The following is a 13,479-nucleotide window of genomic DNA, read 5'->3' on the forward strand; positions in this document are numbered from 1 at the left end:
TTACATCACCCGTTTAAACATTTTCTCCATCTCATAAACCGAATAATGAACAATAATCGGTCTGCCGTGCGGACAAGTAAATGGATCAGATGCTTTCCTCAAATCATCAAGGAGTGCTTGAATCTCATCATTTCGCAAATGCCGATTGGCTTTTATGGATGCCTTGCAGCTCATCATAATCGCTGCTTCTTCACGTAGTTTCTTAATATCCACCTTTTTCATCAATAAAAGCTGTTCAATCATGTCTTCTATGATTTGTTTTTCTTCCCCTTTTGGGAACCACTGCGGATGGGATCGGACAATAAAACTATTTAGTCCAAATTCCTCAAGAAAAACCCCGACCTTTTCAAGCTCAATTTGGTATTCATTTATTTTCAAAAATTCATCCGTCGAGTATTCAAAGGTTAATGGCACAAGCATTTCTTGCAGTTCTGATTGGACTTGCCCAACTTTCTCCCGGAAATACTCATACTTCAACCGTTCCTGGGCCGCATGCTGATCAATGATATAAAGGCCATTTTCATTTTGAGCAAAAATGTAAGTTCCATGCATTTGTCCAATCGGATATAGCCGTGGAACTCTGCTCTCTACCGAAACATTTCCTGTCTCAACAGTATTCACATTAGGTTCAATCGTTTGATTACTATCATCAGGTTCGTCATCTGAGTCACTAAATGGATTAATAGATTGCCAACTGTCTCTTCCACCCGTCGCTTCATCACGCTGGAAACTCGGTAATTTATTAACAGGTGTCTCAACAGGCACTTCCAGCCATGGACGGGTCTCCTGAATAGTTGTAGCTGCAACTGGTTGTTTCCATTCAAACTCTTTCTCATCATTTGCCTGTCTTGTACCTTCATCCAGAACCAAAGAAGTTTGTTCTTCCTTCCGTACATCCTTTTTCACCGCTGTATATGCTGTCGGGATAAGGATCTTTGATTTAAACGCTTCTTTTATAATCGAAGTGACAAGCTCATTCAGTTCCGCTTCTTTACTAATGCGGACCTCCATTTTCGAGGGGTGAACATTGACATCAACGAGTAAAGGGTCCATTTCAATATTAAGGAGCACAATCGGGAACCTGCCGATCGGAAGCAAGGTATGATAGCCTTCCTGAATTGCCTTGGCTAATGGATAATTTTTAATGAATCGGCCATTAATCATCGTCGAAATATAGTTTCTTGAGGCTCTTGTTACCTCAGGCATCGAAGCAAATCCACTAATTTTGTAATCAAGCGAATGGCCGGTGATTGGAACTAATTGCTTGGCGATCCCCATACCGTAGATCGATGCCAGCACCTGACGAACATCCCCATTACCATTCGTTTGCAGCAGTTTGCGATCATTATGAATGAGGCGGAAAGCCACCTCTGGATGAGAAAGGGCCAGTCGATTCACGACATCCGTGATATTTCCAAGCTCTGTATGAATCGTCTTCATATATTTTAAACGGGCAGGTGTGTTGAAAAATAAATCAGTGATCGAGATATCAGTCCCGCGTCTGCTTGAAGCTTTTTCAAACGTTTCGACTTTGCCGCCTTCAATCACCAATCGATTTCCGGCACCTTCTCCTGTAGAAGTCTTCATCTCGAGCCGTGAAACCGAGGCAACACTTGGCAGGGCTTCTCCACGGAACCCGAGAGTCCGAATTCGGAACAAATCATTTTCATTTTTGATTTTGGATGTGGCATGACGTTGAAAGGCGAGTAAAACATCCTCTTCCTCGATGCCATTTCCATTATCGGTAATGCGGATTTTGGCGAGGCCCGCTTCTTCTACCTCAATTTCAATCACGGTGCTGCCAGCATCAATCGAATTTTCAACCAGCTCTTTTACAACAGAGGCAGGCCGTTCGACTACTTCCCCGGCCGCGATTTTATTAGATAATGCATCATCTAATTGAATAATTTTTCCCAATCGGATTCACCCCCTACTTTAACTTTTTCTGGAGCTCGTACAACATGTTAATTGCCTGAAGTGGTGTTAAATCCAATATATCTAATTCTTTCATTTTCTCGATTACACGTTTCTCTTTCGAGGAGAGTTCCTGCTTTTTCACATCTTTTGGTTCATCAAAGAAAGATAGTTGGGCAGGTTGTTCTTGTACCTCCACTACTTCCGCTACTTTTACCACATCTTTTTTTGGCGTGTCTGGTTGGATATCAGACTGCTCGAGTGCGGTTAATATTTCATTGGCACGGCTGATTAATTCTGACGGAAGCCCTGCAAGCTGGGCAACATGAATCCCGTAGCTCTTATCAGCCGGTCCTTCTTTAATTTTATGAAGGAAAACAACTTTTCCATTATGTTCAATCGCACTGACGTGAATGTTTTTTAACTTATCCAGTTCTTCCTCTAAAACCGTTAATTCATGATAATGGGTGGAGAATAGAGTCTTTGCCCCAATCCGGGTATGAATATATTCAATGATGGCTTGAGCAAGTGCCATTCCATCATAAGTAGATGTTCCGCGCCCGATTTCGTCAAACAAAATTAAGCTGTTTTGTGTCGCATTTGAAATCGCATTTTTGGCTTCCAACATTTCAACCATAAAGGTACTTTGTCCTGAGATCAAATCATCCGCGGCCCCGATGCGGGTAAATATTTGGTCAAATATCGGCAGTATGGCTTCTGTGGCCGGAACATTACAGCCAATTTGGGCTAATATCGAGATTAACGCGATTTGGCGCATGTACGTACTTTTCCCTGACATGTTCGGACCCGTGATCAACAAGACTTCGCGCTCGCTGTCCATGAAGCAATCATTCGGAACATATTCCTGGGCGTTTAATACCTTTTCAACGACTGGATGGCGGCCTTCCTTTACAACGACCCGGACTTCCATAGAAAACTGCGGTTTTATATAGTGCCGGTCTTCACTTACTTGAGCAAAACACTGCAAGACATCAAGCTCACTAATCGCTTTTGCCAAGGCCTGTAGGCGCGGGATTTGTTCCTTCACAATTTCGCGAATTTCGGTAAACAACTCATATTCAAGCTCACCGCATTTTTCTTCAGCCTGTAAAATTAATGCTTCTTTTTCTTTTAAATCTGGAGTAATAAACCGTTCTGCGTTCGATAAGGTTTGCTTCCGTTCATACTGACCTTCTGTTAAAAGATGCAGATTCGCCCGGGTAATCTCAATATAGTAACCAAATACACGATTATAGCCAACCTTCAACGATTTAATACCGGTTTTCTCACGCTCTTCACGTTCAAGTTGGGCAATCCACGTTTTCCCGTTCCGGCTGGCATCACGATATTGATCGAGCTGAGCATTGTATCCATCACGAATCATATTGCCTTCTTTTAAGGAAAGCGGTGGATTTTCAACAATCGACTGCTCCAATAGATCTGTGATCTCTTCACACGGGTCAAGAAGATCGGCAATTTGGCTCACTTTTTCATTCTGCATGCCTGCAAGGATTTGTTTCAAGTAAGGGACCTGCATTAAAGAACGTTTTAATTGAACCAAATCACGGGCATTAATATTGCCAAAGGCTACTCTTCCCGCTAATCGTTCTAAATCGTAAACTTCCTTCAGCTTTTCACGAAGTTCCTGACGCTCAAAATAATAAGACATCAGGACTTCAACGATGGTTTGACGTAATTCAATTTCATTCTGATTGATTAACGGTCGGTCGATCCAGTGTTTTAACATTCTTCCGCCCATTGCGGTCATCGTCTCATCAAGGAGCCATAATAATGAACCTTTCTTTCCTTTGGAACGAATCGTTTCCGTAAGTTCAAGATTGCGCTTTGAATAGTAATCAATTTTCATATATTGATGGATTTGATAGGTAGTGACTGGCTGAAGATGGTCCAAACTTCTTTTTTGTGACCGGTATAAATAGTTAAAAAGTCTTGCGATGGATTGCTTTAATTTTTCTTGATTCAAATCTTGAAGTAAATGCGAATAATTGATATCTATTGAACTATTATCTTCAAACGAAATCGCTAGTACATCGCGTTCACGAAGTTTTTTTTGTAATTCTCCGTCAAAACTGCTAGAGACAACGACTTCCTTTGCACTTAATACGGCTAACTCATTTAAAACTTCGTCAAAATTATTCGATAATAACGTAACCCGGCTTTCACCGGTTGAGATATCATTGTAGGCAAAACCATAGGTTTGGTCATCAAAGCTTGTGATCGAGGCAATATAGTTATTCTCTTTATCATTTAACCCCTTGCCCTCCATCACTGTTCCCGGTGTGATCAATTGGACAACTTCCCTTTTTACCATCCCTTTGGTCAGTTTCGGGTCTTCCACTTGCTCACAAATGGCCACTTTGTAGCCTTTTGAAATGAGTTGTTCAATATAGTTCGGTGCCGCATGGTAGGGAACGCCGCACATCGGAATCCGGTCATCCGTGCCACCTTGTCTGCTCGTTAAAGTTATTTCTAATTCTTGCGAAGCTTTAATCGCATCGTCAAAAAACATTTCATAAAAATCGCCTAAACGAAAAAATAAAAAGGCATCTTGGTAATCTGCCTTAACTGTTAAGTATTGCTGTATCATCGGCGTATATGCAGCCATAATGACCTCCACTATATAAAGACTTTCGATTTTCTTCGACAAATTATTATACCATAATTCGAGAAGACTTTATTAGGAAGAAAAAACCTAATCGTAATCAAAAAGGAAATAATTAAAATTTCTTAAGAGGAGTAAAAGCATATCCCATAGAATATAATTATTAAGGTAAAACTAGCATTAATTTACAATTGATAATTGTTTTGATTATTGTCTACAGGGGTGGTGGTAATATGGAGGGAGTGTTTGGCCGAAGTAACAAAAACTTTGATTTTGAGATGTTTTCTGCAAGTCACTTTGTTATTATCTCTATCTTACTCTTAGTTTCAGTCTGCCTATTCCTGTTTAGAGATAAATTGAAGGCTAATGAATGGCGACGAACGGAAATCGGGGTCGCTATTTCACTAATCATCATGGAAACGACTTATCATACCTGGATGCTTTTAAATGGAAGTTGGGATGTGAGTCACGCCATCCCATTAGAATTGTGCAGCATCAGTCTGATATTAACCGTCATTTTATTGGTAACTAAGAAAAAAATAATCTATGAGATTTTATTATTCACTGCATTATTAGGCGCATCTCAGGCGTTATTAACACCATCATTAAATTATAATTTCCCGCATTTTCGGTTTTTCCATTTCTTTTATACACATTTGATGGAGATCTGGGTGCCGCTTTATTTTACATGGGCAAAGGGATACCGACCGACGATTTGGTCTGTATTAAAATTATGTATCTTTTTGAATGTACTCATGCCGATTATAATGTTGATCAATAAGCTGGTAGACGGAAATTATATGTTCTTAAGTCATAAACCTGACAGTGCAAGTTTATTAGATGTATTAGGACCCTATCCTTGGTACATTTTATCGCTGGAAGGTTTATTAATTGGGCTTAGTTTAATCGTTTGGTTGATATTCCGTGAAAAGGGTGCGAAAAAAAGCGAAGTTGCCAGAGACCTGCCAATTCAATAATCTCAACTTTTTATTGACCTTTTAGAATTAACAAATTATAATAAATAACGTTCCTATTTTATTTGTCTCAGTAGCTCAGTAGGATAGAGCAACAGTTTCCTAAACTGTAGGTCGGAGGTTCGAATCCTCTCTGGGACATCTTCGTTATTAAAGCGCTATGTATCGCGGTTTGTCATCCGTCAATCAATACGGTGACAATGCGGTGACATAGCGTTTTTTTTTGTAGTCTGTAGGACGTGGTTTTTGACGCTGTAGGACATCGAATGGTGAACGTAGGACACTTGCGGCTGAATTACAGAAGGAGATAAAACCGTATGAAACGTAAGTTTATTGGCGAAAGAGGAGCAACAGCATCGCCCCAAGTCCGAAAGCCTCGGGAAGTCTTATATACCATTGAGGATGCCATCGAAATCTTTATTCGCGCTAAAACAGCGGAAGGAGTTCGGCAAGGAACGATCACTGGATACAATGATATTTTCCGTTACTTTCGGCAATGGTTAGACGAGGACATTACGAATGTTAATGATATTACCGCGGACAATATTCGCAATTATATTAATTACCTTCGCACTGAAAGGACGCCTTATGCCGAGGACCCTCAACGGAAGCGTAGAGGTAAAGGTTTATCGGTGCATACTATTAATATACGAATTCGCGGTTTGAGTACGTTTTTTCGCTTTTTATTTAACGAGGGAATGATTCCGAGCAATCCAATGCAGAATATCTCGCAAGTCCGCGATGATGCCCGCGAAGAGGTGCCAGGTATTCCGGACGAGCAAATCGATGCCATTCTCGCCTCTTATGACGATCGGCAATTCGCACAATGGCGCGATAAGACTCTTATTCTATTGTTATTGGATACCGGCCTACGAATCGGTGAAGCACTGTCATTAACCGCAACTCAAATTGATTTCAAAGATTTAACGGTCACTGTGCCGTCTCAGATTGCAAAGAATCGGAAGTCTCGCGAGATACCTATTAGCCGCGAGGTCGCGAAGAGAATGCGACAATTGCTTGATGAAACGCAACAATATTTCGGAGAGGACGCTCAGTTGTTTATGAACGCTTATGGTGAGGATTTTACTGATGGTGCCTTCCGTCGTAGGTTAAATCGATTAAAGCGAAAATTAAACATAACGAAGCTCCATCCGCATATGTTCCGCCATACATTTGCGCGGAATTATGTATTAAATGGCGGAGATATATTCACCCTTCAAAAGATACTCGATCATGCGGACATACAAACCACGCGAAAATATGTCCAAATGGACAGCGAGCATATTCGCGAGCAACATAATAAGTTCTCGCCTGTACGTAATATTATGAAGCGCAATGGCATTCGAACGTAATAAAAAAGCCGTCCTTATTGGGCGGCCTTATTCAAAAAACGCGGAAAATATCTCCGTCTTACTTTCCCTACTATACCAGATGACCTTCGTACTCTTCTAATTCTGCATGTTGATTCCATTTTTTTTTACTTTAGAGACTTAAATAACTATATTTTACATATAATGCTATAACTTCGATTTAACCAATAGGATTGGGAGGAGATTCGTATGAGAAACGCATTATGTTTGGCAGGCTATTTCGCCATAGCAACCGGTATTATCATTGCTGTTTATATTATTACGTCACTAAAGATTGTCGACATTAGCGCTATTGATTTCGTCGCGGAGGAATCACCGCACCCATATCGCTGGCTTTACGCGTCCTTTGTTCTCGCAGTCACGGTGCCAATCGGACTGATGGCGGTCACCGTCTCGCATTTCCTCGAAAGAAAATCGAGTGACTATACATACAACGCGAAAGAAAGACCTAATGAATCTTATCATAACCGCCCATTTTATTAAGCCTTGGCGTACCTGCTGGGGCTTTTTTAGCTAAAGTAATTACTCTGGGCTTTCTTGGTTTGATATATCCTCTTTCGTTTCACCCCAATAAAAAGCACCCGATTATTCGGACGCATACTTAATTATTCCATGTAAATAAACCGAGTATTCTCGCTGTACACATTCTCTTAACTTGATTTTTCCTTCACTTTCTAATTCTCCAACCCATTCTTCAATCTTTTTTTCATCTTCTTTTGTAGCTTTAGGAATCTCTGTTGAAAAAAAATTACCTCGACTTGCATTACGTAGATTTTTTAATAAACCAACTTTATTCATTGGGTCATCCCCTTTATCTATTATTATCGACATAAAGGAGGTTTTCTCCTTTGATACCAATAATTTTCTCGAGTTTTCTTATTCAGCTAACGGGTGCTTTTTTTAAATAAGAAGTCCTCAAAAAAGTCCTTTTTCTTTTGGTAAATTATCAAGGTTATTGTATAACAGATCTTTAAAAAAGAGTGGGTCGTTAAACCCACTCTACAAAGCTAGGAAGACGTAATAAGCCCGCCTTTGTTAAATTACGGTACTTAACTCGAACGCCAATCGGATTTATATACGCAAAATCATCGGTTTCTTTTGTGATAGGAGCTCGGTACACTTTCGCCTTTTCACGCGCAGGCACTCCGAGTTCCATCACTCCCATATACATCCCCTCAGCATTCGCAAGTAGCCAACCGAAATCTTTTGGTTGCTTGCGATAACCTACCACGAAAACATCGGCGTACTGGTAATTAATGATTTTCAGCCATGAGTGCGATCTCTTGCCGACTTCGTAACGCGAATCCTTGCGCTTTAAAACTATTCCTTCGAGTCCTTGCGCCTTAATCGCGTCAAAATAAGCCTCACCGTGACCTTCGATAAACTGCGACTTGGCAAACAGTGCGGAATCATTCGGAACAAGCTCCGCAAGTATTTCCTTACGCTCGAGCAACGGGAATTTTGTGACGCGCTCTCCTTCGTGCTGGATCACGTCAAAGGCAACGAAGCTGACCGGCGATTTATCCTTCGAACTCATGAACCGGCTCATCATCGCTTCGAAATCAGGCTTGCCAGCGGAATCAGTGACGATTAACTCACCGTCCAAAACGGTACCAGGAGGAATATTAATGTTGTGTAACTCGGGGAATTTTGATGTGGTTTCGTTGTTATGTCTTGAATATAAGCGAACTTTGCCCGCTTGGTCTACGGAATATATTAATCTCAGCCCATCGAGTTTGAGCTCCGTAATGTAGTCGGAGTCATCGAACGGCTGGTCCGATTTTTGTAATAGCATTGGTTTTACGAACAATTAAACCACCTCACATTTAATTTTACCACGATTAATAGAATGGAGGATTAGGAGACTATTGGAAGGAGGCATTGGTCCCGTTCGTGTGTTCCGTTTTTTTAATAGGACGCCCGACGTAAATCGAGCGCCAATCAGGAGGACCACATTCGCTCCCACTAACAGCCATGACTTACCGCAAGTGGTACGACAACGCAAAATAAAAAATGCTTTACACTTGGCGCTCTAATAACGTTCTAATACTGCTGCTTTTAGTTTTACGTATTTAGCCGCATCAGTTACCGTCTTAGTCGCTAAAGCAGTCATAAACAATTTGCTTAGATTTTCTATGTCGTCCTTAATTCCGGAAATACTCACGGTAGCAGGATCGACGTCTTGACCACGGAAAACAATATCGTCGTCGCCTTCGATTGTTAGCTTACGAGACTCTGAAATCGACATTTTAATTTCGGTTTGGTTCACCGCAGGAATCGTTTTTTGCATGTGTAGTTTCCACGCTTCACTAGTAAAGGCGATTACATTAAGCGAAGTAATTGCGGACGGTATAATTACACGGTCCCCATCGCAATAGTCTTTTTCGTATCCTCCGGTTCCTTGCAATGAAATCGCGATACTGCTGCCGTCAGTTTGAACGCGAGCAAATCCCCATCCTGTTACGTCTATTGCATTATTATTTCCTACACCTTCAACTACTTTTCTTTCGATCGCCATTATTGATTACCTCCTAATTTTAGTTCACCGTCTCGAAATTTTTGCTCCATAATTGCCTCAAGACTGTCGTAAGCCTGGTCGACTTTGCTTTTTTGCTTTTCAACGACTTCCTCAGGATCAACGAACATCGGCATTGGTTCGTCATTCTTTTCGAAATAAATTTCCGGATTTTGATAATAGCGCACTGCATCAGTCGTGAATAACTCCGCGATTACAGAATACTCAACGTTTGCGGCGGGGTTATCACCCGGCTGTAAAATCGTGAACATCTTGTTGTTAATCGAGCCATCTACCGTTTCAATGACGTCGAAAGCTTCCGCTACTTCCTCCGGAGTGTGGTCAGCCTTGAGCCTATCGTATGTTTTCGAAAGTCCGATCTTAAATTCGCCTGTGTTAAACTTACCGGCTAATTCGTGAAAGTTTTCCAAAAGTAAGGAAGCATACGCAGGATCTGGCGTCTTATTGACGAAGGATTGAATCTCGTTGAAGGAACCCTTCTCGTCCTTTAAAGCCATCTTAAACTTTAGTTCCGCAAACTCACGGTTAAACTTCGCGCGAGTTGCGTCATCGGCTGATACGAAGCTCTTCTCGATTGTTTCCTTCGCTAGTTTCTTAGCGTTGGTTAAATATTGAGTATAAGCTTGTTTGCGTAAAGCAATCTGCTGCATAAATTTCTTTGTTTCTGCTTCCTTTAGCTCTTTAACTTTTGCAATTCGACCACTTGGAGATAGGTTATTGTCTAAATTAATTTGACTAATCTGTTTGCGAAGTGGACCAGCTATATCGCGTAAAAATACTGCGCGGTTTCCTCTTAACTCCTGTGCTTTAAATACTAATTCTTTTGCTTTTTGAACTTTACTCATGTTATCGATCCCCTTTTTTGTTCTTTGTTTTAATGGTCATGTAATACAATGCCGTCTGCACATCGGCAGGTAGCAAGTCATAGATGGTCGTTGCCATCGCTTTTATTGGCTTGCCTTTCGTTTATTCATGCGAATCATCCTCCATTTTTTCAACCAGCGTCGACCTGCGCCTAAGTGCATCGTCGGTTAAATTCCTCACGTTCTCTATTTGACTGCCGCGAATCCTGCGAAATACTATATTCGGATACTTTGTGCGCAAATGGTCGAGCGTGTATCTGTCAACTAACTGCGTTGTCATTAATTTAACGGGTCCATCCGTTGCAACATATGAATCTATAAGGCTACAAATTAACTCGTAATCGGATGTATTTTGTTTTAGAAACACGCTGGCAAACATTTTTATTTCTTGAGTAACGCCAGGCACGTATTCTTCAAGACCGGCTCCGATATTGCCGTCCCATCGTTTGTAATAGAGGCGGTAGTATTTACGATTCATCTGTCGGTCCCTCCTTTTCCACCATTTAGCGACGCCTTAGACGTAACATAGGCTTATCATATCGCCTTCTTTGTAAAGCAGTCAGAATAGGCTAATTTGACGCTCAAAGCACGTATTTTAGTCCTTAAACCGTCGTTTTCTTTCCTTATATTCGCGGTCTCTTTGACGCCGATTTTCTTTTTCGGCAAGCTCTCCGCATTTCTTACAAAATCGCTGCCGGTTGCTTTTTCGTTCGATAGGCTGAAGGCATGCCTCGCAGAAATTGCCCGACATCTTAACGCCCCGCTCCGCCAAATACAGCGACTCAATCTTTGCATCGTTCGGAATGACGCTTTGCTCAGCATAGGAACACCGACCACCATCCTCGCGGAAATAAACGCAAGTCCGATCGCCATTGGCGCCAGTTTCGAGATGACAGTTGCCTTTATCGTCGTATGTGGCGCATTTGTTTTTGATTAATCGTTGTAAGTCATTCATCGTCCATCGTCGCTCCTCCTTGTCGAACTAAAAAGAGCAGCTATGAGCCGCCCTTCTTTCCAAACTTCGCAAATCATTTCGTATTTTTTATCGTTACTTAACTTATAAATAGCGCCCTGCCTATCGCTGTAAATCATTTTACTTTTACCTCGTGCTCTTTTCGAAACAAATACAAGGCATGGTCGGTGACTAAACTATCGAATAATTCTTTAACCGGCTGCTCTGATGAAAGGGCGATATACTGCACTAGCGTATGGAAGTTTTCTTCCGTGAAACTTTCCTCGGATAAATAGAAATCAATTACCGGCCTGTTGCCCTTCTTAGAATTACACGATTTGCATGATATAACGAGATTGCTAATATGATCGCGGCCACCTTGGCTTCGAGGAATTACATGCTCCAAATGAAACGCAGAACCATCCGGCTCCTCTTGCGCGCCACAATAAATACATTCTCCACTAAACGCACCAAACAGTGCCTTAACTTCATCAAGAGTTAATTCGACCTTGCTGCCGGCCTTTTCAGCGCGTTGTTTCAGTTTATAAAAAGCGTGGTTACCTTTGTCTGTAGATTTCGTTTTGCAACTTTTGCAGCGGTTGGAATACAGCCCGTTACATCGTTTATCAATCTCAAAAGTTTCAAGTTGCTTCACCTCGTTACAAATTCTGCACTGGCGCAATTCCTTTTTTAAATCTTTCATTCGTTCAATCCCCCGTTTAGTTATTTAGTAACCGTTCAAGCTTTGCAATCACACGTCGAATCTCACCGTGAACCTTAACGTCGCTGTTTCTACTGATTTCACTTAGCGCATGTAAGTAACTGATAAGCGACATTACCGTTTCTTTTTCGTTTTTATACTTGACACCGGCCTTTCTATTACGATAAACTTGACATGTAATTAAAATGTTTTATCTATGTGTTGTTTTTGAAGCGTTCGTAAAAATCGGAAAACGCTGGCGGCATTTGCAACTCCAGTCGAATCAACTTTGCGAGATTACGGTCCGTGATATCTCGATGTCCGTGCTCTATATCGTTAATGGTGCTCGCAGCGACGCCAAGTCTATCGGCAAATTCCATCATGCTTTCGTTCATAAATAAGCGGATGGCACGAGCCTTATTCTTATCCAATATGAAAACCTCCCTTATATTCTGTTTGACTCAAAATAATAATTGGGCTTATCGCCCTTTGTATAATAATTGGCTAGTTTAGGGAGTATTTTCACGGTAAATCAGCGATTTTCGACATCCTTTCCGACGTTGTTGCGACTTCTTTTTCGGCCCTAGTTTCTCGCGCATCGTCGAGAATGTACTCGTAGGCATATTCCGGTAATAAAGTGCCTGTTTTCTTCAAGCGTGCAAGCGCGTTCTCTTGATCCTTGCGACAGTCAGCGCAGCAATACTTCGAATCTTTTCGCCTAACTTTTAACCCCGATTGATTAAACGCATGACTCCGCATATGATCTTCAGCTGTTGGGAAGTAGTTATCACATGCATAATAACCGCACTGCCTCCACTTACAACGTTCGGCACGATACTCTTCAGGGTTAATATAATTCTCCGTTGCATCCATGCGCTCCATTAAATCGTCATACAGGTCACGCAAATTATAAGCGGACTTTTCAACATATTCATATTCTGCCTTCTGCCATTCTTTCCGTGTCCTCGCCCTAACAGCCGCCTCATGTTTCGCCTTTAATAGATAATCAGCGTTATAGTTTAAGAGGTTACCCATTGCCTCAGCCGTATGCAGTGGTGCTCGCTTTAGCCGTTCATCTGGCACGTTGGCAAACGCCTGCAAGCCCTCATATTTTTTAGCCGAGAAATCTTTCGAAGTTTTATATGGAGATGTGTTCGGCATTCTATCGGGCGCTTTTCCGGTAGCAATAGCGTACTTTTTAACGGCTGCTCCCGTCGCTTCTACAAGGTTCTTACAGCGCTGATCCATTTCCTCAAGGGATATACCTTTTGCAGGTGCGAATCCGTATTGCGTGCGTAATTTAAGCATTGTAGCGTTAAGTTCTGTCTTGGCTTCCGCCCAAGTTACCGCATTATCAATCTTTAGAATAACCGCTTCGTTTGATTTCATTTTATCTCCTCCTTTTACCCTCCTGTTATTTGTTACACCGTCATTTAGGTGAACGCATCTCTCTTGTTTTCTTTTAGAAAAGAACTTCTTCAACTAATACCATATACGCAATCACTGAAACGTAGCGACGAATGCAATGAGTCGCAATCTTTTTAAGT

General features: G+C 41.5%; 14 protein-coding genes and 1 tRNA gene. 4 read left to right on the top strand and 11 right to left on the bottom strand.

Annotated elements, in window-relative coordinates; translation table 11 throughout:
- Both mutL and mutS read right to left on the bottom strand, forming a co-directional pair.
- Window positions 1-1,917: a DNA mismatch repair endonuclease MutL gene (gene mutL, locus QF028_RS17285; protein ID WP_429467213.1), complete on the bottom strand. Its 1,917-nt coding sequence runs from the start codon at window positions 1,915-1,917 to the stop codon at window positions 1-3.
- 13 nt (window positions 1,918-1,930) lie between these two features.
- Window positions 1,931-4,540, bottom strand: coding sequence for a DNA mismatch repair protein MutS (gene mutS / locus QF028_RS17290; protein WP_429467216.1), 2,610 nt, complete (start codon window positions 4,538-4,540; stop codon window positions 1,931-1,933).
- A gap of 230 nt (window positions 4,541-4,770) precedes the next feature.
- Here mutS and QF028_RS17295 point away from each other — a divergent pair, with 230 nt between their 5' ends.
- From QF028_RS17295 to QF028_RS17310, 4 genes are all read left to right on the top strand, one after another.
- Entirely contained in the window at window positions 4,771-5,514 is a 744-nt protein-coding gene (locus tag QF028_RS17295) for a TIGR02206 family membrane protein (protein WP_429467219.1), read from the top strand.
- 64 nt (window positions 5,515-5,578) lie between these two features.
- Window positions 5,579-5,652: transfer RNA gene (locus tag QF028_RS17300), tRNA-Arg, on the top strand.
- A gap of 176 nt (window positions 5,653-5,828) precedes the next feature.
- The gene (locus QF028_RS17305; protein ID WP_429467221.1) at window positions 5,829-6,863 is read left to right on the top strand and encodes a tyrosine-type recombinase/integrase; all 1,035 of its coding nucleotides are present in this window, start codon (window positions 5,829-5,831) and stop codon (window positions 6,861-6,863) included.
- Between the two features lie 207 nt (window positions 6,864-7,070).
- Window positions 7,071-7,364, top strand: coding sequence for a hypothetical protein (locus QF028_RS17310; RefSeq protein WP_429467224.1), 294 nt, complete (start codon window positions 7,071-7,073; stop codon window positions 7,362-7,364).
- A 102-nt stretch (window positions 7,365-7,466) separates the two neighbouring features.
- Here QF028_RS17310 and QF028_RS17315 read toward each other — a convergent pair whose 3' ends face one another.
- The 9 genes from QF028_RS17315 to QF028_RS17355 all read right to left on the bottom strand — a co-directional run bounded on the left by QF028_RS17315 (window position 7,467) and on the right by QF028_RS17355 (window position 13,321).
- The gene (locus tag QF028_RS17315) at window positions 7,467-7,679 is read right to left on the bottom strand and encodes a hypothetical protein (protein ID WP_429467226.1); all 213 of its coding nucleotides are present in this window, start codon (window positions 7,677-7,679) and stop codon (window positions 7,467-7,469) included.
- A 190-nt stretch (window positions 7,680-7,869) separates the two neighbouring features.
- The gene (locus tag QF028_RS17320; RefSeq protein WP_429467227.1) at window positions 7,870-8,691 is read right to left on the bottom strand and encodes an ATP-dependent DNA ligase; all 822 of its coding nucleotides are present in this window, start codon (window positions 8,689-8,691) and stop codon (window positions 7,870-7,872) included.
- Between the two features lie 222 nt (window positions 8,692-8,913).
- Window positions 8,914-9,399: a hypothetical protein gene (locus QF028_RS17325; RefSeq protein WP_429467230.1), complete on the bottom strand. Its 486-nt coding sequence runs from the start codon at window positions 9,397-9,399 to the stop codon at window positions 8,914-8,916.
- Complete coding sequence (locus tag QF028_RS17330; RefSeq protein ID WP_429467232.1) at window positions 9,399-10,262, bottom strand: hypothetical protein; 864 nt, start codon at window positions 10,260-10,262, stop codon at window positions 9,399-9,401. Before QF028_RS17330 ends, QF028_RS17325 begins: the two co-directional genes overlap by 1 nt.
- Window positions 10,263-10,383: 121 nt before the next feature.
- A complete protein-coding gene (locus tag QF028_RS17335; protein ID WP_429467234.1) occupies window positions 10,384-10,758 on the bottom strand; it encodes a hypothetical protein in 375 nt (124 codons plus the stop codon).
- A 117-nt stretch (window positions 10,759-10,875) separates the two neighbouring features.
- Window positions 10,876-11,235: a hypothetical protein gene (locus tag QF028_RS17340; RefSeq protein WP_429467237.1), complete on the bottom strand. Its 360-nt coding sequence runs from the start codon at window positions 11,233-11,235 to the stop codon at window positions 10,876-10,878.
- Window positions 11,236-11,368: 133 nt separating this feature from the next.
- Window positions 11,369-11,935 (bottom strand): HNH endonuclease, encoded by a 567-nt coding sequence (locus tag QF028_RS17345; protein WP_429467240.1) that lies wholly within the window; start codon window positions 11,933-11,935, stop codon window positions 11,369-11,371.
- A 212-nt stretch (window positions 11,936-12,147) separates the two neighbouring features.
- Entirely contained in the window at window positions 12,148-12,363 is a 216-nt protein-coding gene (locus QF028_RS17350; RefSeq protein WP_429467242.1) for a helix-turn-helix domain-containing protein, read from the bottom strand.
- Between the two features lie 91 nt (window positions 12,364-12,454).
- The gene (locus QF028_RS17355) at window positions 12,455-13,321 is read right to left on the bottom strand and encodes a hypothetical protein (protein WP_429467245.1); all 867 of its coding nucleotides are present in this window, start codon (window positions 13,319-13,321) and stop codon (window positions 12,455-12,457) included.
- Window positions 13,322-13,479: the final 158 nt, after the last annotated feature.

The sequence above is a fragment of the Neobacillus sp. B4I6 genome (assembly GCF_050434045.1).
Classification (GTDB): domain Bacteria; phylum Bacillota; class Bacilli; order Bacillales; family Cytobacillaceae; genus Neobacillus.